The following is a 22,015-nucleotide window of genomic DNA, read 5'->3' on the forward strand; positions in this document are numbered from 1 at the left end:
CCTGGCGCGGGCCGCGAGCTCGTCCAGCGCGACCCGCAGGGCCCCCTGGAGGTTGATGAGGGGAGCTTTCATAAACCTGAGGTTTATGAAAGCTCCCCTCATCAACCTCCGATCGTCAGTGCTGGTCGGCCGCGATCAGGTCGAGGACCTTCTGCGGGGCGTCGTCGCCGAACAGGCTCTGCACCACCACGTCGGCATCGGCGGTGGTCTCCGCCGCACGCACGAACATGGCCTGCTCGTACTCGTGCAGCGCGACCTCCACCTCCGAGTGAGCGGCGAGGGCCTTGCCGAGCTCGGCGCCGTCGAGCATCGCGAGGTTGGCGCCCTCACCGTTGGGCGCGGCGAGGTGCGCGGCGTCACCGATCAGGGTCACGCCCGGCACGCGGTCCCACCGGTGGCCGGTGGGCAGGGCGTAGTGCGGCCGGAGCAGCGGCACGGTGTCGGACTCGGTGATCAGCGCGGTCAGCTCCGGCGCCCACCCCTCGAACTCGCGCGCGACCCGCGCGCGGTCCGTGACGTCGATGTCGTCGAACCAGTCCAGCGGCCGGCTGAACTCGACATAGGCGTGCAGGACGCCGCCTGCCTCCCGGTGCGCGAAGATCCCCTTGCCCTCGCCGGGGACGAACATCGAGCCACCACCCACGACCTCCGCCACGGCAGGGTGCTCAGCGTCGGCGTTGTAGAGGTAGGTCTCGACGAACGACATGCCCGTGTACTCCGGCGTGGCGTCGGTGAGCAACGGCCGGACGCGCGACCACGCGCCGTCCGCGCCGACCAGCAGTTCCGCGGTGATGGTCGTGCCGTTGGCGAACGTCACCTCTTTGCCGTGGACCGCGGCCACCTTGTGGCCCCAACGGACCGTGCCGGCCGGAAGCGAGTCGAGCAGCATCTGCCGCAGGTCGGCGCGCTGGGCCTCGGGGCGGCCGCCGGTGCCGTCGTCGGCCTTGTCGAACAGGACCGTGCCGTCGCTGTCGAGGAAGCGCATGGCCTCGCGGCCTTCGAGCACGATGGCGCGGAACTCGTCCATCAAGCCGGCTGCCTCGACGGCGATTTGGCCGTTGTAGTCGTGGATGTCGAGCATGCCGCCCTGCGCACGTGACGTCGGCGAGCCCTCCGCCTCGTAGACGGTGGACGGGATGCCGTTGACGTGCAGCACGCGGGCGAGCGTGAGTCCGCCGAGGCCGGCACCGATGATCGTGACGTGCATTGGAGCTCCTACGAGGTCGTGATCTGGGAACACGACCAGCCTCACCGCAGGCGCTGGCACCTCCCGCACACGCGACTGACAGCCCTCTGGCAGCCACTGTCAGTCACCACTCGGCGAAGCTGCCGTCGTCGTACCGCCAGATCGGCGACCGCCACGAGTGCCCGATCTCCGCGGCCCGGCGCACCGCCTCCTCGTCCACCTCGACCCCCACGCCGCCGTCGCACAGTTCGACCGCGCGATGCCAGGTCCCCGGATCGCTGACGTCCCCCTGCGCGGCCACGTCACCGTGCAGGTCGATCCCGACGACCCGATAGCCGTTGCCGGCCAGGTGCTTCGCCGTGGCGGCACCGATTCCGGCTGCCGCACCCGACACCACCGCGCACTTCATGCGGTGAGCCTCCCCTTGCGCGTCTTGGGCGTCAAGAATAATTCCTAATTTATGTGCAGTAGGCTGACCTGCGTGAGCTACCGCTACGAGATCATCCAGGCAGTCGTGCGGCAGGGCATCATCGCGATCATCCGCACCGGTGACACCGAGTCAGCCCTCGAGGCCGCCGTTCCGTTGCTGGACGCGGGCCTCACCTCGCTCGAACTCCCACTGACCAACCCCGGCGCGCTGGACGCGATCCGCCGCCTGCGCGCAGGCTTCCCGTCCGCCGTCATCGGCGCGGGCTCGGTGCTGGACGAGGCTTCGGCGGTCGCCGCGGTGCGCGCCGGAGCGCAGTTCCTGGTGGCGCCGAACCTCGAACCGTCGGTGATCCGCGCCGGTCACCGGTACGGGGCGGCGGTGCTTCCGGGCGCCGCGACGGTCACCGAGGTGATCCAGGCGATGGAGATGGGCGCGGACGCCGTGAAGGTGTTCCCCGCGCCGACTCCGCAGTGGGTCAAGGACGTGCTCGCCGTGCTGCCGCACGCGCCGCTGGTGCCGACCGGCGGGGTGGCGCCGGCCGACGTTCCCGCGTGGCTGGAGGCGGGCGCGGTGGCGTGCGGGGTCGGGTCGGCCCTCGCCCGCACGCCGCTCGACGAGGTCAAGGCCCTCATTCGGGTTAATCCATAATTTATGAGCGTCGTATGATCTGGCCCCATGAACGACAAGCGGCTGCGGGGCGTGCACGGCCAAACCGTCGAGGCGCTGGCGGGCCGGATCCTCGCCGGCGAGATCGCCGAGGGCGACACCCTCGACCTCCCGGCGCTGCGCGAAGAACTGGACGTGTCGCTGACCGCGCTGCGCGAGGCGCTGAAGGTGTTGTCCGCCAAGGGCATCATCGACGCCCGGCAGAAGCGCGGCACCTTCGTGCAGCCGCGCTCGTCGTGGAACCTGCTCGACACCGACGTGATGCGCTGGCAGACCCAGGCGGACGCGGACCACAGCCTGTTCGACGAGCTGACCGAGATGCGGGTGATCGTCGAACCCGCCGCCGCTCGCCTCGCGGCCGAACGTGCTTCGGACGCCGACATCGAGGCTTTGTCCGACGCGCTCGACCGGATGGCCGCCGCCCAGGATCTTGCGGCGACCGTCCGGGCGGACCTGGAGTTCCACCGGCTGCTGATGGCCGCCACGCACAACGCGTTCCTCACTCAGGTCGAGCGGATCATCGCGATCGGACTGGCCGAGCGGGACAAGCTGGTGCACGGCAACGTGGACGACGACCCGGTTCCGTCACACCGCGCGGTGGTGGACGCGATCGCGGCGCGCGACCCGGAGGCGGCCTACGACGCGATGCGCGCGCTGGTCGACAAGTCGGGCGCGGACCTCGAGCGGCTGCGCTGAAAGTTCATCAACGCTTGATCGATACGACCCGCCCGGCCGGTTGTGAAGGATTCTCACGTCCTTCACCATCGGCCCCATGCGCCTGATCACGCTCGCCGCCGCCCTCGCGCTCACGATCTCCGCCGCACCCGCGATCGCGGCCCCCGCCGCTCCGAGAATCGCCACCTACAACGTGTTCATGCTGTCGCGGAACCTCTACCCGAACTGGGGTCAGGTGACGCGGGCGGACCTGATCGACAGCACCGGCGTGCTGAACGGACAGGACGTCGTGGTGCTGCAGGAGGCGTTCGACAACGCCGCCTCCGACCGGGTGCTGGCCAACCTCCGCGACACCTACCCGCACCAGACCCCGGTGCTGGGCCGCAGCAGGTCCGGGTGGGACGTCACCGGCGGCGCGTACCGCGACTCGACGCCCGAGGACGGCGGGGTCGCGGTGCTCAGCCGGTGGCCGATCACCACGCGCGTGCAGTACGTCTACCGCGACGCGTGCGGCGCGGACTGGTTCTCCAACAAGGGTTTCGCGTACGTGCGGATCGAAGCACCGTCCGGACCGATGCACGTGATCGGCACGCACATGCAGGCCGAGGACTCCACCTGCACGAGCGCGCCGGCAGTCTACCGGGCGTCGCAGCGAGCCGAGATCACAGCGTTCCTGACCTCGCGGAACATTCCCGCAACCGAGCCCGTGTACGTGGCGGGCGACCTGAACGTGGTCAAGGCGAGCGACGAGTTCCCGCGGATGGTCGCCGAACTGGGCGCCTCGACGCCGGAGGTGGTCGGGCACCCGTTCTCGTGGGACTGCGCGGACAACAGCGTCTGCCGCGACCAGTACGGCCCCGAGTACGCGTCCGAACACCTCGACTACGTGCTGACGGTCCAGGGACCGGTGCTGCGCAACGAAACCCGGCGTGTGAAGAGTCCTGAGTGGTCGATCTGGTCGTGGGGCCGCAAGTACACCTACACGGATCTGTCCGACCACTACCCCGTCTTCGCTAGCTGACCAGCGGAGCGACCGTCAGGCCGAGTTCGGGCATTCCCAGCCAGTTCACGGTGATGTCCGACTCGGCCAGCTTGATCCGCACCGCGTAGACGCTGAGCAGCAACGCCTGCAACGAGTCCACGCCGAACGCGGCTCCCACCGAGTCGTCGCCGAGACCGACGATCTGATGTGGACACTCCCAGTCACCGTTGCCGCTCAACGGATCGGGGCGCGGGGCACCGAACCTGATCACCACGTCGAACCGTGATCCGTCCGGCGCCACGCCTTCGAGCTGCCGTTGCGCGACGATCTTTCCCAGGTCCATGTGCTCAGCCTAGTGCGGCCACCAGTCGCTTCGCCTGCACGACCGCCTTGCTGGAGCCCTTGCGCGCGGCGACCTCGGCGAGTCCGTCGATCTCACCGCCGGGCTTGAGCTGCTGCGCCAGTTCGACCGCGAGCTCGACGACGTCCGCGACCCGGTTGTGCGCCCACAGCTTGGGCAACGCGGTCACCACGACGTCCCAGACCTGAACAGCCGCGCCGGAGCGAGCCACATCGCGCAGGCCGGGCACGATTCGGTTCAGCGGGACGTAACCGCCTTCGAGCAACCGGCCGAGCACTGAACCCAGCGCCTGGCCGTCGAACTGGTCGCGGGCCGCGAGGATGAGCAGGGCGTCGACGGCGTGGGCGCGGTTCACCGTGAGTTCCGCGGCGAGCCCGTACCCGAGCGCCAGGTTCATGGCCACGCCGATCGGGCCGTCCGCCTCGGCGAGCGACGGCAGCAGCGGACCGTCTCCGCCCTTCGAGCTCATCCGGTGTGCGAGGTGCGGCACGAGGTGAGCGGCCACGATCTCGCGCTGTGCAGGCAGGATCGAGGGCCACCACTCGTACATCGAGCTCCACTCGCCGTGGCCGAACCAGTGCTGCTCCGGCGTGGCCAGGCCGGGTTCGACGGTCACGAACAGCCGTCGCTCCGGCAGCGTCTGCCGGTAGTAGCTGTCGTTGCCGCCGCGCACCCGTTCGACCAGCTCGACAACTGGATCGCTGCGGAAGCCGAGCAACTCGCGCAGCCGCTGCCCCGCGGCGCCCTGCAGCGACGCGAAGGTCTCGGGGTCCACGTCGCGCGGCAACCGGTGGCAGGCCTGGGTCAGGTCGCGCGGCCACGGTTCCCAGCCGTCCGCCTCGGCCTTGGCCAGCCGGTCCAGCAACGTCGCCGGATCAAGCAGCCCGGACGTCTCCGTCGGGGTCGAGACCAGGGCCGGCCGCGGTGACCTCAGCAGGCCCTGCTGGATGTCGTGCAGCCGCAGGGTGAGCTGCTCGCCCACCGCGCCGGCCCGTGCGCGTTCGAACTGCGCCTGCCACGCGGGAGCCGCCTCCGGATCGGGTTCGGTCGTCTGCACCGGCTTGGACACGACAGCGATGATCGCGATCAGCTCGGTCCAGGCGTTGCGCCTGGCGTGGTCCGCATAGGTCTCGTACGCGTACTCGTTCAGGAGCCACGGGTACTTCTCGTACATCGGCTGGAACGCCTGCGCGACCGCTTCCCGGTCCTGCCAGGCGAACCGGACGATCGCCTCGACGACCCGTTCCGCGTTGATCGGGTCGACGTATCGGGCGTTGCGGCCGAACAGCGACAGCACCTCGCCCGTCAGCTCGTCGATCGTCGCGATCGGTTCGGGGAACGGTGTCGGCACGAACGGGGCGAGTGCGGCGGTTTCGTCCGGTGTAGTGGTGCTGCCGAGCTGCTCCGCCATGTCGGCGGGGAGTTGTTCGGCCAGCGTCAGCAGTTCGGTCCTGGTGGCGTCGCTGATCTTCGTCAGGTCCTTCGCCACCAGCTTGACCGCCTGCCCGCGCAGGTCGTCCGACGGGTGCGCGAACAGCTCGGCGACGGTCAGCACCACGGCGTCCGGAGTGGACTTCGCGTGCTTGGCGAGCCAGGTGAGCTGGGTGCGGACGAGCTTCTTCTCGGTGCGGCCGAACACCCATCGGCTCGCGTCGGTCAGCAGGTCGAGGTCGAGCTTCCCGGCTTCGTCCGCCGACTTCAGCCGCTCCTGCGCGAGCCCGGCGACAGTCGAGCGCGAGTCCGGCAGCATCGCGACGTAGTCACGCGCGTGTTCGGCCGTCTCGTCCAGCGTGACCTGCAGAACTTCGTGCAGGGCCAGGAAACCTTCCATCTCCTTGGCGCCGCCGCCCTGCTGCAGCCGGGCGAGGCAGCCGTCCAGGAGGATCTTCCGGTCCGCCCGATCGCGCAGGAAGGGCGGCCACTGGCGGGTGGTCGCGAAGACCACGCCCGTGCCGACGACCTCGAGCATGCGCGGGATCAGCGCGTCGAAGCCGGGCTGCCACCTGGTGTGGCCGCCCAGGGTCATGAAGTGCCGCAGGAAACCGTCCGAGTCCGGCGGGTTCTCCCCGCAGAACTCCAGGATCACCCGCATCAGGTCGAACCGGTTGAGTTCCCTGGTCGGCATCTTGGCGCCCAGCCGGGCGACCAGGTCCGGCATCCAGGCGAGGTCGCGCTGCCGCAACACGTCGATCAAGTCGGTGATTCCGCCGTCCGGCCTCATGCGGTGGTGCCAGATCTGATACCGCATGAGCCACGGCGTGAGCGCGGAGGCGTTCGGCATCAGCCCGGCTCCCGCGATGGCGAGCGTCGCCTGGTGGTGCCAGCTCCGATCGCCCGCTCGATGTTTCTTCTCGTACGCGATCAGGTCCTTCGCGAACTCCTTGCGCTGGTCGGGAGTGAGGGCGTTGAGCGCTTCGCGCAGCGGCACGGGCTCGTCCGCCTCGATCAGCCCGCGGATCTCGTCGAACGTCACGCCTTCTCCCTGATCTTTTCCGCGACCATGTCCGCCGCCAGCACGTGCTTGCACTTGCCTCGCCCGCCCCGGTATTCGGCCCACCACTGGCAGGTGCACGTCTCGCCGTTGACCCGGTAGTCACCGACCAGCGCGGTGTCGCCGTCCCACGTGACCGCACCCTGCTCGACCAGCGCCTTCGCGTTGCGCAGCCGGGGGTTCATGGCCTGGACGTCCGCGCCCTCGTAGGGCAGTTCGCGGTGGAAGTACGAGGCTTCGGCCAGGTCGTAGCCCACCCGCCCGGCCGTGCCGAGCTGCGCGAGCGCGTCCCTGACCCGCCCGACGGCGAGCCCGGACCGGTCCGCGAGGTCCGCGACGTCCACTCGGGGCTCGAAGTCCAGCAGCGCGCCGATCAGTTCGGCGTCGGTGTCCGCGTCTCCAGCGGCCAGTCCGTCCAAAACCGCGCCCTCACCGGACAGGCCGCGGTTGACCTCGGGTGAGAGGACGAGCGTGAGCCGCTGCGAGCCCAGATCGACCTCCCAGCCGCTCGCGACGGGTTTGCCGTCCGCCGGCGGGCCGTACAACCGCACGGCCTTGGCGAAGCGCAGCAACGGGATCAGCGTCTCGAGGCGGTTCGGGCCAGCCAGGCACACCGCGTTGGCCGACGCGGTTCCGCTGAGCCGCAACGACTTCCCGGACGGCACCGCCCACACCGCCGCGCGCCCCTTGGGCAGCGTCTTGAGAAACCGCTGGGCGTCCACCGAGGACAGCTCGGCCTTCAGGTCGAACCGCGAGGTCAGCACCTGGGTCTCGGCGAACCCGCGCAGCCAGCGCGGCGGCAGCGGAACCTTCTTCTCCACCACCGCGCCGTCGAGCGTGCCGAACTCGACCTGGTCCGGCCCGACGGTCAGGTGCAGCGGATCACCCTTGGTGACACGGGCCAGCGCACGCCTGAGAGGCTCGTTGACGTCGACGTTCGTGGTCCCGCGGTCGTGCACCTCGCCGTCGAGCGCACCGGAGAGCACGTCGAGTCGCGCGTAGACACCGCAGCAGCCGGAGAACGACTCGAAGCGCAGCCGGTCGCCGTTGCAGGTGACGACGGGGTCGCGCAGCCGTTCGGTCGTGGGCTGGAAGTACCGGGTGCCCGCGACTTTCGCGATGGCGAGCAACGCGGTCGCGGACTGCTGCGAGTCGCCCAGGAACCCGGTGAAGAAGCGCGGGTGGGGGCCGCGTCCGCCAGAGGTCTGCAGTCCGAGGGCGCGACGCGTCTCGTCGAGCCGGGAGTCGGCGACGTAGGCGTACGAGTGCATCGCGCCACTCTAAAGAACACACGTTCGAGGTGCAGCGAAACCGTTAAACGTAACGGCGCAGCAGGTCCTCCTCGGTCTCCCGGCGCATGATCGGCCGCGCGAAACCGTCCCGCACGGCGACGACCGGCGGCCTGCACACCTGGTTGTAGTTCGAGGCCAACGCGTGGTGGTACGCACCCGTGACCGGCATCGCGAGCAAGTCTCCCGCGTGCACGTCCGCGGGCAACAGGCCGTCTGCCAGCACGTCACCGGCCTCGCAGTGCCGTCCCACCACGGTCACCGGCCGCAGGGCACCACCGCGTCCGATCAGCCTGACCGCGTACTTGGCGCCGTACAGGGCGGGCCGCGGGTTGTCGCTCATACCGCCGTCGACAGCCACGAACGTGCGTGTGACACCGCGCTTCACCGCGCAGACGCGGTACAGCGTCACCCCGGCGTTCGCGACGATCGACCGTCCGGGCTCGATCAGCAGCCGCGGCACGGGCACGCGGTGCAGTGCGCACTCGTAGTTCAGCGTGCCGCGGACCCGTTGCGCGAAGCCGAAGAGGTCGAACGACGACTCCCCCGGCAGGTACGGCGCGCAGAACCCGCCACCGAGGTCGAGTTGCTCGATGCGGACACCACAAGAGGCGATCAGGCCGACCATGCGCCGCACGGTTTCCTCGTACGACGCGACGTGCCGGACCTGCGAACCGATGTGGCAGTGCAGGCCGACAAGACGCAACGAAGGCTGCTCGACCACGCGCAGGATCGCCTCCAGGGCGGCGCCGGAAGCCAGCGAGAAGCCGAACTTCTGGTCCTCCACACCGGTCGCGATCGCGGCATGCGTCACCGCGTCCACACCGGGCGTCACGCGGATCATGACCTGCTGGCCGTGCCGGGCGAGAGCGCCGAGCTGGGCGATCTCGTCGAACGAGTCGACGACGATCCGCGAGACGCCGTGCTCCAGCGCGGCTTTGAGGTCTTCGCTGGTCTTCACGTTGCCGTGCAGGACGATTCGCTCACCCGGGACGCCGGCGGCACGGGCGAGCGCGAGCTCACCGGCGGACGAGACGTCCAGCGAGAGCCCTTCGGCGGCCATCCAGCGGTAGACCTCGGGACAGGGCAACGACTTGCCCGCGAACACGACCTCGCCGTCCGGGAGCGTGGCCGCGAAGGTCCTGGCACGAGAACGGACCGTTGCCTCGTCCAGCACCTGGCAGGGCGTGCCGAACCGGGCCGCGAGCCGGGTGGCGGAGACTCCACCGATGACGAGGTCCGAGCCGGACAGCACGGTGCCGTCCGGCCACAGACCCTCTTCCAGCACCGGCTCGGTGGAGCATCCGATGCTGGGCAGCAACTCCGCGAGTGTCATGCCTCGATTGCACGCCCAGGCGAACCGCGTTCCCAGGCCACGGACGAGAACCTGACACCCCGGAGGCCTACCTTGACGCGATCCTGACGGACGCCGTAATCCAGGTCACGGCCGCGTCCACACCGCCACGTAGTCGACGGCCATCGAACGGCCCGGCGTCGTCTGCGGCACCGGGGTACCGCGGCCTGCCACGCCGTTGGGGAACGCGCCGCCCATCGCCACGTTCAGCAGGATGAAGTAGCCCTGGTGGGACGTCATGTTGTTCCAGGACGTCGCGTCCATCTGGTTCTGCCGCACGGTGTGGAACTGCTGGCCGTCGACGTACCAGCGCAGCTGGTTGGGGCTGACCGAGCGGTCCCACTCGAAGCGGTAGGTGTGGAACGCGCCCTGGCACGCGCTGCCGGGACAGGCGCGGGAGGCGCCGAGGCCGTTCGTCTCGTTGCACGGGCCGCCGGGGTTCACGCCGCAGTGCAGCACGCCCCAGACGCTGTTGATGCCGTTGACGTTCTCCATGATGTCGAACTCGCCGATGCTCGGCCAGTTCCAGTAGTTGCCGCGGTACGGCGCGCCCAACGCCCAGAACGCGGGCCAGTAGCCCAGCGCGGCGGTACCGGTGACGTTCGGCATCTGGATGCGGCCCTCGATGCGCAACACGCCGCCGGCCGGTGCCTTGAAGTTCGACCGGCGGGACTCGATGCGTGCGGACGTCCACTCACCGTTGGCCGCGCGCAACGGGACGATGCGCAGGTTGCCGGTGCCGTCGAGACGCAGGTTGGCGCGATCGTTGGTGTAGCGCTGGATCTCGCCGGTGCCCCAGTTGCCGGGGCCGCCGGGGTAACCGTGGCCGGTGTCGACGATCCAGTTGTTCGAGTTCGGCGCGGTGTTGTTCGGGCCGGTGAAGTCGTCGGACCAGGCCAGCGTCCAACCGGGCGGGGTGGGCGGGACCGCTGCCTGCGCGGCACCGGACAGCGGGATCGCCAGGAGAAGTGCCAAGAGCGCATACCGAAGTTTTCGAGCCACGATGATGACCTCTCTGTCACTATCGCACGGCAGCGGAGTTCCATGGAAGCGCTCTCACGCCTCTCCCGTCAAGCTGGTGGCGATCTGTGGGATCGTCGATCAGGTGACACGAACCGACGCGCTGGACGAGATCGCCGACCTGCTGCCCCCGCAGGGCCTGGTCGCGGTGGACGGGGTCGACGGCGCGGGCAAGACGACGTTCTGCGACGACCTGGCCGCGGTGCTCCGCGAGCGAGGCCGTGAGGTCGTGCGGGCGTCCGTGGACGACTTTCACCATCCGCAGTCGGTGCGATGGCGGCGCGGCAAGTCGTCGCCCGAGGGTTTCTTCCTGGACAGCTTCGACTACGAGCGGTTCATCGACCGCCTGCTCACGCCGTTCGCTCAGGGACTGCCGTTCCAGCGCGCGAGCCACGACCTGGAAACCGACGAGTACGTCGATCCGCCGGCTGAAGTGGCGCCGCCGTCCGCGCTCCTGCTGGTGGACGGGATCTTCCTGCACCGCGACGAGCTCGCGGGCCGCTGGGACTTCTCGGTGTTCCTGGACGTCGACTTCGCGGTCTCCGTCGCGCGGATGGCCGTGCGGGACGGCAGCCCGTCCGATCCGGACGATCCCCGCAACCGCCGATACGTCGAAGGCCAGCGCCTGTACCTGACCCGGTGCGATCCGGCCGCGCGGGCGAGCCTGGTGATCGACCACAACGCCCACCGACCCCCAAATCGTTACCCGGCGTGATAACGCCTGGTGGCCTCGCGACGACGTAGGAGCCACAGCGTCCGAACGGCGTAGCGAGGAGGCCGCCATGGCGACCACGTTCTGGGCTTGGATCGTGTCCGCTCTCGTCATCGTGCTGCTCGCGGTGGTGGTCCCCAACCGGCTCGGCGCGCAGAACGTCCTGCGGGACGCGCGCGGACGGTACAGCCTGTCCCGCTTCCAGGTCATGGTGTGGACGGTCGTGCTGCTGTCGCTGATCACCGGCATGGCGTTCGGGCGGTTCGCGGCCGGGCAGGTCGACGTCGCCGGGTTCCAGATCCCCAGCCAGGTGCTGTGGTTGCTCGGCATCGCGGTCGGGTCCGGGGTCGTCGCGGGGGCCATCAAGGTCACCAAGAGCACGACCCGGCCGGACTCGGTGGCGGCCTACCCGATCGGCTCCGAACGCGGCACGCTCTGGGAGATGCTGACCGTCGAGGAAGGCGCGTCGGCGGGCCGGTCGGTCGACCTGGCGAAGTTCCAGAACTTCGTCATCACGATCCTGTTGGTGCTGCTCTACGTCGCGCAGGCGGTCTCGGCGCTCAAGGCCGTGAGCAACCCCGCGGGCATCGCCGGGCTGCCCGCGTTCTCCGACGCGTTCCTGGTGCTGCTCGGCGTGAGCCACGCCGGGTACCTGCTGGGCAAGATCCCGTCACCGGCCGGTGTGCCCGAGGGCGGCACGATGAGCGCGCGGCTCGCGTCCGAACCCGAACCGGAAGTGGCGAAGACCGTCCCCGAGGTGCGCACCGCGTGATATCTACTCGCGCGTGATCGAGCGCGTGCGCCGCGAGGAAACGCGGCACCGGGAAGCCGAGGACTGCTACCCGGACCCCTACAAGATCATCCGCATCCAGTTCCCGGTCGTCGAAGCGCTGCGGGACACTCCTCGGGAGACGTGGCCGCAGCGCGACGCGCTGCCGGCGGCCCTGGGTTTCCTGTCCGAGACGTTCGAGGACGCCGGCTGGGACGACCTGGCTCGGCGCCTGCACTACGAGGAGCTCGAACTCCGGCGCGCGACGGGCCGGACGATCGGCGTGCGGCGGGTTCTGAGTTCGTTGCGCGCCAACCTGTTCCGGCAGGAGCTGTACGACGAGGCGTTGCCGATCGCGCAGGAGGAGCACGCGCTCGCGAAGGAGCTCGGCGAGCACGAGGTCTCCTTCACAGCGCAGTACTGGATCACCGAACTCCTCGGCGAACTGGGCAGGCACGAGGAAGCGGCCCGCAACGCCGGCGAGTGCGTGGCCGCGAGGCGCGCGTACCAACCGGCCAAGAAGGACCGTTCGGCACCGTTCCAGCTCGCCCACGCCCAGTCGGAGCACGCCCACCGGCTCACCACGATCGGCGAGTACGAGCAGGCGGCGGACGTGCTGGAGGAAGCCGCGGCGTTCTGGCGGCAGCAGCCGGACGAGGACGGCGTGCGCCTCTACACCGTCCTCGACGAACTGAGCGCCCTCCAGCTGCGCCTGGGCCGGTTCGACGAGGCCAGGCAGTCCCACGTGGACGCTGTCGACGCGTTCCGCAGGCGCGGTGATGCCAATCTCGCCTCGGCGCTCACCAACCACGCCAACCGGTTGCACGACCTGGGCCTCGACCAGGAGGCACTGCGGGCGTCGCAGGAGTCGGTCGAGCGGTACCGGGTGCTCGCCGCGCAGGCCGAGGGCCGGGCGATGGTGATGAAGCTGGACCTGCGGCTCGCGCTCGTGCTCATCAGTCTCGCCAGCCGGCTGCACGACGTCGGCAGGCTCGACGAGTCGTGCGCGGCCAGCGACGAGGCCATCGCACTGGCCACCAAACACGCCGATCGCGCCGTCGGACGGACCGAGCTCGCGCGGGCGTGGGCCAACAAGGCCAGCGTCCTGATCTCCCGTCGTGCCTACGCCGAGGCTGCGCAGGCCGCCGCGAAGGGCGTCGAACTGTACGAGACGCCGAGAGGGAAAGCCATGGCGCGCAACACCTTCGCCGTTGCCTCGGCGCGTCTGCGTCAGTACGACGTCGCGCTGGAGGCATCGCTGCGCTCGGTTGCCGAGTATCGCGAGTGGCACGCGGACGACCCGTACGCGTACGCCCATCTGCTGGCCGATGCGCTCACCGACCACGCGCTGATTCGGGTGCTCCGAGCTGAACGCGCCGAGGCCGAGGCCGCGATCGCCGAATCCCTGGTCATGCATCAGGAACTCGTCGTCCGCAACCCCGGCCGTTACCAGCGGGAGCTCGACCGGGCGCGCGCGGTGGCCGCCCAGCTTTGAGCATCAGTGCCAGATCACTTGCCGCTGCGGTACGCCGTCCAGGCGCTCTGCATGCGGGTGTTCTGACCAGGGGTGAACTGGTTGTAGCAGTTGTCGTACGAGTAATCCATGTAGTTGTGGATCGGGTCCAGGCCCGGCAGCGCACAGGTGTCGGCACCGGTCGGGCAGCCCGAGGTGGGGTCGGTCTGCGCCGGGGTGTCCGCGACCGAGTCGTTGGTCGTGGTGCAACCACCCTGGAAGGTGTGGTACAGACCCATCCAGTGGCCGACCTCGTGCGTGACGGTCTTGCCGAGGTTGAAGTTCGTCGCGGCACCACCGGGAACGCTCTGGTAGTTGATGACCACGCCGTCCAGCTTCGGCTGGCTCCGGTACGAGTTCGGGAACGTCGCGTAGCCGAGACCGTCGGGCATGTCGACCGACCAGATGTTGAGCGTCGACGCCGTGCCGACGCGGGTCTGCGTCTTCATCGAACGCTCGGCGGCACTGCCGTCGTTGCCGGCACCGTTGAACCACGTGTTGTTGGTGTGGCGCTTGGTCTGCTGCAGCACGAACGTGAAGCCGGTCTTCGCCGCGGCGCTCGACTCGACGCCCGCGAAACCGTCGTTCAGCACCTTGATCTGCTTCGCGACGGTGGCATCGGTCATCGTGCCCGTGCCGGACGTGTTGCTCACGATGTGGAACACCACGGGGATCGTGCCACCGGCCGCCGCTGCGGCGACTCGGCTGCGCTGGTTGGCCTCCAGCACCTTCTTGGCCAGGTCAGCGTTCATCTCCGCCACCTGGGCGGCGGAGAGCTCGTTGCTGTCGTGACCCTTGACGCCGGGCTTGCCGCGAGCTGCCGCGGAGTGCCCGTGATCGTCAACGCACTCGGTGGACGCCGTGTTCACGGCGGTGGCAGGAGCACCGCCGAGCAGGGTGATCGCACCCGCGGCCAGCAGACCGGCCGTGAGGGCCGCGTGGACGCGCTTTCTTGCTTGGAACATTGAGATTTTCCTCCATGCAGGGACGGAGGAATAGTGACTCACGCATAGGTCCTTTGTGGATCTTGACGTTTCACAGATTTCGAACGTGTTCGACCGGCAGACCGGTCCACCAGCGGTGGTAACGCCGGTAGACCTGCGGTTCTCGGTCGCCGAGGAGCTTGCGCAGCGCCTTGGCCTCGTCCGCCAATCCCACCCACTGGTCATCGCTGAGGGCGTGGAAGGCGGTCGCCTCGATGTCGCCGTCCTCAGTGGAACGCCAGACCCCTGCCACCTGACCGTCGACGAGAAGTGTCGGCAGCGTGTCGCCGTTGTTGCGGATCACGAGCTTGCGGTAGGCGTCCGGGATGATCCGGCTGCGGTCGGCGTAGGCGAGCAACGTGCTGTCCCACATGGCCATCAGCCGAGGCGGCGTCGGAGTGTCTTCCTCCGGGATTGTCCGATTCGGAACGTCGTAGTAGTCGCCCTCGCGCACCAGGTCCAGCAACTCCAGGGCCTCGCGGATCGTGGTGCGCGGCAACATGGTGAACTGGTTCATGTCCAGGACGGTCGCGGGCCCGAACCCGGTGAGGTAGCGGCGCAGCATCTCGGCCAGCGCCACCATCCGTTCGCGCGGCTCGATCACCGTCGTCTGGAACGACAGTTTCGGTCCGTACGCCCAGGGCCCGCCGGTCGGCCTTCGCACGAGCGGCGCGTACGAGGCCAGCGCCCACCAGATGCCCGGCTCTCCCACGTCACCGACGTGCGAGTGCAGCAGCGCCTCCAGTTCCGGCTTGGTCCGCGGTTCGGCGGCGAACTCCAGCATGTGCGCGAGCACCTCGTCGGCCCGCTCGATCGTCAGTCCCATGGCCCGGAACCGCTTGTCGTTCAACCGGGACGCTCGCAGCGCCGGCAGCATCGCGTGGTGGAACACCTCGTGGTCGGCGACCGTGACGGCGTGCAGCGTGATCCGCATGAGCGTGGCTTTGCGGATCACGCCACTGGCGAAGGCCTCGTCGAGGTCCGCCGGGTCGAAGCCGCGCATCCGGTTCCACAGCGCGATGTACGGCGACGCGGGTTCCTGCGCCTGGATCGCGACGACCCTGTCCACGGCGGTCAGCAGGTCGACCGGCTCACGCCTCAACAGCATCTGCCGGTCGAGCGTGGCGCGGTTCAGCTGACGTGCCGTGAAGGTCATGTCCGAGATCCTGACTCACCTGAGCTTCGACGGCCACCAGATTCGGCCACCGATGTCCACGGACAACGCCGGCACGAGCAACGACCGCACCAGCAACGTGTCCAGCAGGACGCCGAACGTCACGATGAACGCGATCTGCGTGAGGAACAGGATCGGCAGCACGGCGAGCGCGGCGAACGTGGCCGCCAGCACCACACCGGCCGACGTGATCACGCCACCGGTCAGGCTGAGACCGCGCAACGTGCCCTCGACCGTGCCCAGGCGCTGGGTCTCCTCGCGGACGCGGGTCATCAGGAAGATGTTGTAGTCGATGCCCAGCGCCACCAGGAAGACGAACCCGAACAGCGGCACCACCGGGTCCGAGCCGGGGAAGTCGAAGACGTGGTTGAACACCAGCGCGGACACACCCATCGTGGCCGCGAACGACAGCACCACGGTCGCCATCAGCAGGACCGGTGCCAGCAACGACCTCAGCAACAGCGCCAGCACCAGGAAGATCACCACCAGCACGATCGGGATGATCAGCAACCTGTCGCGCTCCGACGTCGTCCTGGTGTCGAGCAACGTCGCCGTCTGCCCGCCGACCTTCGCGTCGTCGATCCCGTGCACCGCCGCACGAATCCGTTGCACCGTCTCGACCGCCGCGTCCGAGTCGGGCGCGTCCTTCAGCGTGGCCTCGATGCGGACCAGGCCTTCGGCGGTGCCGGCGGACCGCACGTCCGCGACACCGTCCACCTTGGACTTCTCCAGTACCTCAGCGGTCTTGCTCTCGGCGGCGACGATGACCGTCGGCGATCCGGCGCCGCCCGGGAAGTGCTTGGACAGCACCTCTTGTCCTACCACGGATTCGACCTCGGTGAGGAACACGTCGGACTGCGCCGTGCCCGAGGCCTTGAGCTGCGGCAGGAACGCGGCACCGACGAGCAGCACCAGCGTCGTGACGATCCAGATCGCGCGAGGCTTGTGCCGCACCAGGTTCGCCACCCGCCCCCACAGCCCGCTCGTTTCCGGGTGCGGTGAGCCGAGCTTCGGTGAGAACGGCCAGAACGCGGCGCGCCCGAACAACGCCAGCGTCGCCGGCAGGAACGTCATCGTGGTCAGCAGCGCGGCGCCGATGCCGATGGCGGCGACCGGTCCGAGGCCCTTGTTCGAGTCGAGGTCGCTGAACAGCAGGCACAGCACGCCGAGGATGACCGTGCCGGCGGAGGCGGCGATGGGTTCGACCGTGCCGCGCCAGGCCGTGCGGATGGCCGTGTACTTGTCCTGGGTGTCGCGCAGTTCTTCGCGGAATCTCGACACCAGCAGCAACGCGTAGTCCGTTGCCGCGCCGAACACGAGGATCGAGAGGATGCCCTGGCTTTGGCCGTTCAACGCCAGCACGTCGTTCTTGGCCAGCAGGTACACGACGAAGCTGGCGAGTCCGAGCGCGAACACCGCCGACACCAGCACGACGACCGGCAGCAGCGGACTCCGGTAGACGACGAGCAGGATCAACGCGACCACCGCGCCCGCGACGACCAGCAGCAACCCGTCGATCCCGCCGAACGCCTTGACGAGGTCCGCCACCTGCGCCGCCGGTCCCGTGACCAGCACTTTCAGGCCTTCCGGGGCGCTGCGGGCGCCGTCACGCAGCTCCAGGACCGAGTCGCGGACCTCCTTCGCCGGGTCGAGCAGCACGACGAGCTGAGCGGCCTCCTTGTCGTTCGGCGCGGGAATCACCGGCGACGCCTGGAAACCCTTGCCGCGCTCGGCGAGGAACTTGTTGTCCTCCTCGGTCAGCCCGCCGGCCCGTTCGACGACGATGATCGCCGGGATCGCGTTGGCGCGCTGGAACTTCTTCTGCAGCTCAGCGACCTGGGTGGACTCGGCGGAGTTCGGCAGGAACGCGCTGCTGTCGTTCTCCGAGACCTCCGAGAGCTTGCCCGCGTACGGCCCGGTGAACCCACCCAGTGCAAGCCAGACGACGAGCAGCACTCCCGCGAGGACGCGCATCAGAATTCCTTCGATCGTCGAATCTTTCGATCGTCGAACTGTATGCTTGAGTCGTGAGCGAAGCAAGTGATGCAGTGAGTGAAGCAAGTGACTACGACCTGAGCATGCTGCTGCGCGCGTTGGTGGTGGAGTCGAACCGGTTCCTGGAGATCTTCAGCGCTGCCCACGACTTGCATCCGACCGACATGACGGCGTTGAACCTGATCATGACGGCCCGCTCCCCCATGACACCGGGCACGCTCGCGAAGGCGCTGAACCTGAGCGCGTCGGCCACCACGTCCGTCCTGGATCGGCTGGCGAGGGCCGGCCACGTCGTCCGAGACCGCGACCCGGACGACCGTCGCCGCGTCGAACTCCGGGTGCTCGCCGCGGCGACGGCACTGACCTCGACGTTCTTCCAGCCCCTCGCCCGCGAGTACTCCGCCGCGTGGGAGAAGCTCAGTCCGGAGGATCGTCAGGTCGTGGCCAGGTTCCTCGCCGGCACGACCGACGCGACGGCGCGGGTGCGCGACGCCGTGATCTCCTCGGACGCCGTCAACTGAGCCTGTCCGGCGGCAGCGTTCGTCCGCACACGAGGAGCAACAGGTCCTGAGCCTGGCCGCGGACGGGCTCGCCCTCGCCGAACGTCCAGTCCAGGTCCGTGGCCTCCAACCGTCTGCCGTCGAGGTCCGCGCCGAAGTACTTGACGTTGCTCGGTTTCATGCCGTCGAGCACGAACTTCAGGCGGTCGTGGGGCACCACGCGGTCGAGGCCGAGCGCGACGGTGATGTCGAGGCCGTGGATGACGTCGTGCGAGAGCGCTCCCGCCACACCGCCGCCGGGTGGGGTCCAGGGATGGTCGATGTTGTCCTTCAGCGTCTTGACCAGGTCGTTCGTCGACAGCTGCGCGGCGTCGGTCTTGGCCATGCGGTCGGCGGCGTGGTTGAACCGGCCCGCGGACTTGAGGATCTCCTTGAGCACGCGCCCTGCCGAGCTGCGGTACGGCAACGTCGTGTGGGCGACGACCTCCTTCACACGCCAGCCCGCGCAGAGGCTTGGCGCGTGCCACTGCTCCTCGGTGAGCCCGGCAAGGAGTTCGGCCTGGTCACGTCGTTCGGCCGCCACCGCTCGTCTGATGTCTTCGGTCATGTTCGTTCTTACGGACCGTCCGACGAAAACTAATCGGTCCGCGTAGGGTCCGTTGCGTGATCGAGACGCTGGAGCCGTTCCGGATCGAGCTGACCGGCTACTGCTACCGCATGCTCGGCTCCGGTTTCGAGGCCGAGGACGCCGTGCAGGAAACCCTCGTGCGCGCGTGGAAGGCCTACGACAGCTTCGACCCGTCGCGTGCTTCGGTGCGGACCTGGCTCTACCGCATCGCCACGAACATCTGCATCGACATGCTGCGGTCGGCCCAGCGCCGCGCTCTGGCCGTGGACCTCCAGCCGCCCGGTGGGGAGTTCGGCGAACCGTTGCCCGAACGCGTCTTCGTGCAGCCCGTGCCCGACTCCCGGGTTTTGCCCGAGGACCAGGCGATCCGCAAGGAGACCGTGCGGCTGGCGTTCGTCGCCGCTCTGCAACACCTGCCGCCTCGCCAACGTGCCGTGCTGATCCTGCGCGATGTGCTGGCGTGGAAGGCTTCCGAGGTCGCCACGCTGCTGGACATCTCGGTCGCCTCTGGCAACTCGGCGCTGCAACGGGCACGGTCGACCTTGCAGACCGTCGATCCCGGCGAGCCGTTGGACGTTGATGATCCTGTGCAGAAGTCGCTGCTCAGCCGGTACTGCGAGGCGTTCGAACGGCACGACGTGGGGACTCTCGTGGCGTTGCTGCACGAGGACGCGACGATGTCGATGCCGCCGTTCAGCTGGTGGTTGCGGGGACGTGACGCTCTTGCCGCGGCTCTGAGTGACCCCAACGCCTCCTGCAAGGGTGCTTGGCTGGTGCCGGTTCAGGCCAACGCCTCGCCCGCGTACTGGCAGCTGCGGCCGGGGATGGACCAGCCGTTCGGCCTGGTGTTCATCGATGTGCGCGATGGCCTTGTCACGGGCAGCACGACGTTCCTGAACGTCAACGAGCTGCTGCCGATCTTCGGTTCGCCGAACCAGACCGGGATGCGAGTGGACTTCTGAATGAACTTCGACGAGATCGTCATCCGCACCGACCGCCTGGACTTCCCCGCACTGGCCGCGGGTGACGGGCCGACAGTCGTGTGCTGGCACGGCTTTCCGGACCATCCGGCGTCGTTCGGCCCACTCGCCGAACGGCTGGTCGCTGCCGGCCGCCGGGTTGTCGTGCCGTTCCTGCGCGGGCATCACCCGTCGACGTTCGACCAGCTGCCGTTCGGTGACGGCCTCACGCTGGCGGCCGACGCCGCCGCCGTCAACGCGGCGTTGTCCGACGAACCGCTGGACGTGATCGGCCACGACATCGGTGCCGGAGTGGCCGGGCGGCTCGCGGCGATCCGGCCGGACCTGGTGCGCCGGGTCGTGACGATGTCCGTGCCGCCGCCCGCGGCGTTGCGCCGGATCTTCGACGATCCCGCACAGCAGCAACGGTTCTTCTACCTGTTCATGTTCCAAGTGCCCGGCGTCGCCGAGAGCCTGTTGAACGACAGGTTGATCGACTACCTGTGGCGCACCTGGTCGCCCGGCCTTCTCGGGATGCCGGAGTACGTCCGGGAGATGTACGCGGATCCGATGCTGCGAGCCAACGCGTTGAAGCTGTACCGGGCGAACTTCGACCGGTCGCTGCACGATCCCGCGCTGGCTGAGCTGGCGAAGCTCTCCGAGCAGCCGGCGCAGGTCCCGATGCTGGTGCTGGCCGGTGCCGAGGACGGGTGTGTCACGCCGGACAACTACGCCGACGCCGCCACGGGTCTCGCCCCTGGTTCGCGGGTCGAGATCGTGGCGGGCGCCGGGCACTTCCTGCAGCTAGACCGCCCCGACGAGGTCGCGGCGCTCGCGCTTGACTGGCTGGGCTGACTTGCGAATCCGGCCCCACGGCTTGAACACGGACAGGATGTAGGCGAACAGCAACAACGTCGGCGCGACCACGACCGGATGCATGATGTCGGACGGGATCACCGCTGTCGGGTCACCTGCCAGCATCCGCTCGCCGATCCGCGCCACCTCGGCCACGCCGGGCCGCAGCGAGAACGCGATCAGCAGTGACATGCCGATGTTCATGAACAGCTTGATGGCGACCCACCAGTACTTCACGAGCCCGTACTTGCTGCCGACGCCGAGCACGACGCCGGAGATCATGCAGACGATGCTGGCCCAGAACATCGGCCAGATCGCGAACAGGTCGATCGCCTGGATCGCGACGCCCGCGGTGTGGACGTCCGAAGTGGACAGTGCGACCACGACCAGGATCCCCAGTGCGAGGTCGATGCCGAGCCACGCCGCCGCCGACAGGACGTGCACGAGCAGCACGGCCTTGCGGGCGCGGCCGCTGAGCTTGCGGGTGGTAGTCATCGCGGTGCACTCCTTCTCTCGTGGTGTCGCGTCTTACTCTCGCGACCCCGAGCGCCCGCATCGTCCGCTCACACTCTGATCTCGCGTACGTCAGATTGCGTACGCACTCCCCGCGAGAGGTAAGTGCACCGACTTGCCTCTCGCGGCGGGAGGGGCTACGTTCGAATGGTGAGTCGATCGACTCACCATGGCTCAGAGGGAATCAGGCAGCGATGAATCGTCTTGCGGGCAAGCGTGCCCTCATCACCGGCGGCACGAGTGGAATCGGTCTGGAGACCGCGCGGCGTTTCGTCGCGGAGGGCGCTCGTGTGCTGGTCACGGGGGTCACTCCGGGCAGCATCGAGAACGCGCGGCAGATCTTGGGCGCGGACGTGCCGGTGGTGCGGGCGGACGCACGCGATCTTGCGGCGCAGCGTGCTCTGGCGGACCAGGTGCGTGATCACTTCGGACAGTTGGACGTGGCGTTCCTCAACGCCGGCGTCTCGGACTGGCGGCCTTTCGAGGACCACACGGAGGAGAGCTTCGACCGTCTCTTCGACATCAACGTCAAGAGCGTCTTCTTCCTCACCCAGGCCCTCCTGCCAATCCTGGCCAAGCCGTCGTCGGTGATCCTGAACGCCTCCAACAGCGCGCACGGCGGCTACGGATATTCGAACGCCTACGCCGCCACGAAGGCGGCCGTCAGTTCGCTGATGCGGTCGTGGAACGCGGACTTGTTGGCCTCGCACGGCATCCGTTTCAACGCGATCAGTCCGGGACCGGTGGACACGCCGCTCTACTCCAAGCTCGGGATCGAGGATCCGGCGCAGCAGGCCGCGGTGCTGGACGGGATCAGTTCCGGCATTCCGCTGGGACGCATGGGCAAGGCCGAGGAGATCGCGGAAGCCGTGGTCTACCTCGCGTCCGACAGCTCCGCGTTCACCGTCGGCCAGGACCTGGTGCTGGACGGAGGTCAGACGATTCTCTGACGTGGAAAAA

The 22,015-nt window shown here is 68.8% G+C and carries 22 protein-coding genes; 10 read left to right on the top strand and 12 right to left on the bottom strand.

The genetic code is table 11. The features are described 5' to 3' along the window. Window positions 1-115 precede the first annotated feature (115 nt). On the bottom strand, window positions 116-1,207 hold the full coding sequence (locus G7043_RS44970) for an FAD-dependent oxidoreductase (RefSeq protein ID WP_166055422.1): 1,092 nt from the start codon (window positions 1,205-1,207) through the stop codon (window positions 116-118). A 103-nt stretch (window positions 1,208-1,310) separates the two neighbouring features. Beyond that, window positions 1,311-1,595: a hypothetical protein gene (locus G7043_RS50515; RefSeq protein ID WP_166055424.1), complete on the bottom strand. Its 285-nt coding sequence runs from the start codon at window positions 1,593-1,595 to the stop codon at window positions 1,311-1,313. A 72-nt stretch (window positions 1,596-1,667) separates the two neighbouring features. Between G7043_RS50515 and G7043_RS44980 the strand changes: the two genes are divergently transcribed. The 3 genes from G7043_RS44980 (at window position 1,668) to sph (ending at window position 3,978) form a co-directional block, all read left to right on the top strand. Then, entirely contained in the window at window positions 1,668-2,264 is a 597-nt protein-coding gene (locus G7043_RS44980) for a bifunctional 4-hydroxy-2-oxoglutarate aldolase/2-dehydro-3-deoxy-phosphogluconate aldolase (RefSeq protein ID WP_166055426.1), read from the top strand. Between the two features lie 27 nt (window positions 2,265-2,291). Then, window positions 2,292-2,978: a FadR/GntR family transcriptional regulator gene (locus G7043_RS44985; RefSeq protein ID WP_166055428.1), complete on the top strand. Its 687-nt coding sequence runs from the start codon at window positions 2,292-2,294 to the stop codon at window positions 2,976-2,978. A 76-nt stretch (window positions 2,979-3,054) separates the two neighbouring features. Continuing rightward, a complete protein-coding gene (gene sph, locus G7043_RS44990; RefSeq protein WP_166055430.1) occupies window positions 3,055-3,978 on the top strand; it encodes a sphingomyelin phosphodiesterase in 924 nt (307 codons plus the stop codon). Here the strand turns inward: sph and G7043_RS44995 are convergent. The 5 genes from G7043_RS44995 to G7043_RS45015 form a co-directional block, all read right to left on the bottom strand. Next, window positions 3,971-4,282, bottom strand: coding sequence for a DUF6968 family protein (locus tag G7043_RS44995; protein ID WP_166055432.1), 312 nt, complete (start codon window positions 4,280-4,282; stop codon window positions 3,971-3,973). The two genes, sph and G7043_RS44995, sit on opposite strands and share 8 nt — an antisense overlap. A 4-nt stretch (window positions 4,283-4,286) precedes the next feature. After that, entirely contained in the window at window positions 4,287-6,773 is a 2,487-nt protein-coding gene (locus G7043_RS45000; protein WP_166055434.1) for a DUF7824 domain-containing protein, read from the bottom strand. Next, the gene (locus tag G7043_RS45005; RefSeq protein ID WP_166055436.1) at window positions 6,770-8,062 is read right to left on the bottom strand and encodes an SWIM zinc finger family protein; all 1,293 of its coding nucleotides are present in this window, start codon (window positions 8,060-8,062) and stop codon (window positions 6,770-6,772) included. The genes G7043_RS45000 and G7043_RS45005 overlap by 4 nt, the downstream gene beginning before the upstream one ends. A 43-nt stretch (window positions 8,063-8,105) precedes the next feature. After that, window positions 8,106-9,416, bottom strand: coding sequence for a diaminopimelate decarboxylase (gene lysA, locus G7043_RS45010; RefSeq protein WP_166055438.1), 1,311 nt, complete (start codon window positions 9,414-9,416; stop codon window positions 8,106-8,108). Between the two features lie 105 nt (window positions 9,417-9,521). Then, entirely contained in the window at window positions 9,522-10,436 is a 915-nt protein-coding gene (locus tag G7043_RS45015; protein WP_313888406.1) for a glycoside hydrolase family 16 protein, read from the bottom strand. Window positions 10,437-10,539: 103 nt separating this feature from the next. Here G7043_RS45015 and G7043_RS45020 point away from each other — a divergent pair, with 103 nt between their 5' ends. From G7043_RS45020 to G7043_RS45030, 3 genes are all read left to right on the top strand, one after another. Then, complete coding sequence (locus G7043_RS45020) at window positions 10,540-11,169, top strand: uridine kinase (RefSeq protein WP_207312576.1); 630 nt, start codon at window positions 10,540-10,542, stop codon at window positions 11,167-11,169. 67 nt (window positions 11,170-11,236) lie between these two features. Then, the gene (locus G7043_RS45025) at window positions 11,237-11,938 is read left to right on the top strand and encodes a hypothetical protein (protein WP_166055440.1); all 702 of its coding nucleotides are present in this window, start codon (window positions 11,237-11,239) and stop codon (window positions 11,936-11,938) included. Window positions 11,939-11,951: 13 nt separating this feature from the next. Next, entirely contained in the window at window positions 11,952-13,430 is a 1,479-nt protein-coding gene (locus G7043_RS45030; RefSeq protein ID WP_166055442.1) for a tetratricopeptide repeat protein, read from the top strand. Between the two features lie 14 nt (window positions 13,431-13,444). Here the strand turns inward: G7043_RS45030 and G7043_RS45035 are convergent, their stop codons facing one another. The 3 genes from G7043_RS45035 to G7043_RS45045 all read right to left on the bottom strand — a co-directional run bounded on the left by G7043_RS45035 (window position 13,445) and on the right by G7043_RS45045 (window position 17,579). Next, window positions 13,445-14,413 carry a zinc metalloprotease gene (locus G7043_RS45035; protein WP_166055444.1) on the bottom strand — a complete coding sequence of 323 codons (969 nt, stop codon included), beginning with the start codon at window positions 14,411-14,413 and terminating at the stop codon, window positions 13,445-13,447. A gap of 70 nt (window positions 14,414-14,483) precedes the next feature. Beyond that, window positions 14,484-15,587 (bottom strand): winged helix DNA-binding domain-containing protein, encoded by a 1,104-nt coding sequence (locus G7043_RS45040; protein ID WP_166055446.1) that lies wholly within the window; start codon window positions 15,585-15,587, stop codon window positions 14,484-14,486. A 15-nt stretch (window positions 15,588-15,602) separates the two neighbouring features. Beyond that, entirely contained in the window at window positions 15,603-17,579 is a 1,977-nt protein-coding gene (locus G7043_RS45045; RefSeq protein ID WP_166055448.1) for an MMPL family transporter, read from the bottom strand. Between the two features lie 74 nt (window positions 17,580-17,653). Here G7043_RS45045 and G7043_RS45050 point away from each other — a divergent pair, with 74 nt between their 5' ends. Next, entirely contained in the window at window positions 17,654-18,121 is a 468-nt protein-coding gene (locus G7043_RS45050; RefSeq protein WP_313888407.1) for a MarR family winged helix-turn-helix transcriptional regulator, read from the top strand. On the opposite strand, the gene G7043_RS45055 is transcribed toward G7043_RS45050, so the two are convergent. Further along, a complete protein-coding gene (locus tag G7043_RS45055; protein ID WP_166055450.1) occupies window positions 18,114-18,707 on the bottom strand; it encodes a maleylpyruvate isomerase family mycothiol-dependent enzyme in 594 nt (197 codons plus the stop codon). The two genes, G7043_RS45050 and G7043_RS45055, sit on opposite strands and share 8 nt — an antisense overlap. Before the next feature lie 56 nt (window positions 18,708-18,763). On the opposite strand from G7043_RS45055, the gene G7043_RS45060 reads away from it, so the two are divergent. Next, window positions 18,764-19,690, top strand: a complete 927-nt coding sequence (locus G7043_RS45060) for a sigma-70 family RNA polymerase sigma factor (protein WP_166055452.1) — start codon at window positions 18,764-18,766, stop codon at window positions 19,688-19,690. Continuing rightward, a complete protein-coding gene (locus G7043_RS45065; RefSeq protein WP_166055454.1) occupies window positions 19,691-20,542 on the top strand; it encodes an alpha/beta fold hydrolase in 852 nt (283 codons plus the stop codon). Here G7043_RS45065 and G7043_RS45070 read toward each other — a convergent pair. Then, window positions 20,492-21,037, bottom strand: a complete 546-nt coding sequence (locus G7043_RS45070) for a hypothetical protein (protein ID WP_166055456.1) — start codon at window positions 21,035-21,037, stop codon at window positions 20,492-20,494. The genes G7043_RS45065 and G7043_RS45070 overlap by 51 nt on opposite strands. Window positions 21,038-21,249: 212 nt before the next feature. On the opposite strand from G7043_RS45070, the gene G7043_RS45075 reads away from it, so the two are divergent. Continuing rightward, the gene (locus G7043_RS45075; RefSeq protein ID WP_166055458.1) at window positions 21,250-22,005 is read left to right on the top strand and encodes an SDR family oxidoreductase; all 756 of its coding nucleotides are present in this window, start codon (window positions 21,250-21,252) and stop codon (window positions 22,003-22,005) included. Window positions 22,006-22,015: the final 10 nt, after the last annotated feature.

Origin of the sequence: Lentzea alba (assembly GCF_011067745.1) — a bacterium.
Taxonomy (GTDB): Bacteria; Actinomycetota; Actinomycetes; order Mycobacteriales; family Pseudonocardiaceae; genus Lentzea; species Lentzea alba.

What these genes read in the sequence shown, in the direction of transcription:
- G7043_RS45055 (WP_166055450.1), bottom strand. Translation starts at nt 18,707, where the DNA reads ATGACCGAAGACATCAGACGAGCGGTGGCGGCCGAACGACGTGACCAG.
- G7043_RS45065 (WP_166055454.1), top strand. Translation starts at nt 19,691, where the DNA reads ATGAACTTCGACGAGATCGTCATCCGCACCGACCGCCTGGACTTCCCC.
- G7043_RS44995 (WP_166055432.1), bottom strand. Translation starts at nt 4,282, where the DNA reads ATGGACCTGGGAAAGATCGTCGCGCAACGGCAGCTCGAAGGCGTGGCG.
- G7043_RS50515 (WP_166055424.1), bottom strand. Translation starts at nt 1,595, where the DNA reads ATGAAGTGCGCGGTGGTGTCGGGTGCGGCAGCCGGAATCGGTGCCGCC.
- G7043_RS45035 (WP_166055444.1), bottom strand. Translation starts at nt 14,413, where the DNA reads ATGTTCCAAGCAAGAAAGCGCGTCCACGCGGCCCTCACGGCCGGTCTG.
- G7043_RS45045 (WP_166055448.1), bottom strand. Translation starts at nt 17,579, where the DNA reads ATGCGCGTCCTCGCGGGAGTGCTGCTCGTCGTCTGGCTTGCACTGGGT.
- G7043_RS44970 (WP_166055422.1), bottom strand. Translation starts at nt 1,207, where the DNA reads ATGCACGTCACGATCATCGGTGCCGGCCTCGGCGGACTCACGCTCGCC.
- G7043_RS45005 (WP_166055436.1), bottom strand. Translation starts at nt 8,062, where the DNA reads ATGCACTCGTACGCCTACGTCGCCGACTCCCGGCTCGACGAGACGCGT.
- G7043_RS45040 (WP_166055446.1), bottom strand. Translation starts at nt 15,587, where the DNA reads ATGACCTTCACGGCACGTCAGCTGAACCGCGCCACGCTCGACCGGCAG.
- G7043_RS45075 (WP_166055458.1), top strand. Translation starts at nt 21,250, where the DNA reads ATGAATCGTCTTGCGGGCAAGCGTGCCCTCATCACCGGCGGCACGAGT.
- G7043_RS45070 (WP_166055456.1), bottom strand. Translation starts at nt 21,037, where the DNA reads ATGACTACCACCCGCAAGCTCAGCGGCCGCGCCCGCAAGGCCGTGCTG.
- G7043_RS45025 (WP_166055440.1), top strand. Translation starts at nt 11,237, where the DNA reads ATGGCGACCACGTTCTGGGCTTGGATCGTGTCCGCTCTCGTCATCGTG.
- sph (WP_166055430.1), top strand. Translation starts at nt 3,055, where the DNA reads ATGCGCCTGATCACGCTCGCCGCCGCCCTCGCGCTCACGATCTCCGCC.
- lysA (WP_166055438.1), bottom strand. Translation starts at nt 9,416, where the DNA reads ATGACACTCGCGGAGTTGCTGCCCAGCATCGGATGCTCCACCGAGCCG.
- G7043_RS44985 (WP_166055428.1), top strand. Translation starts at nt 2,292, where the DNA reads ATGAACGACAAGCGGCTGCGGGGCGTGCACGGCCAAACCGTCGAGGCG.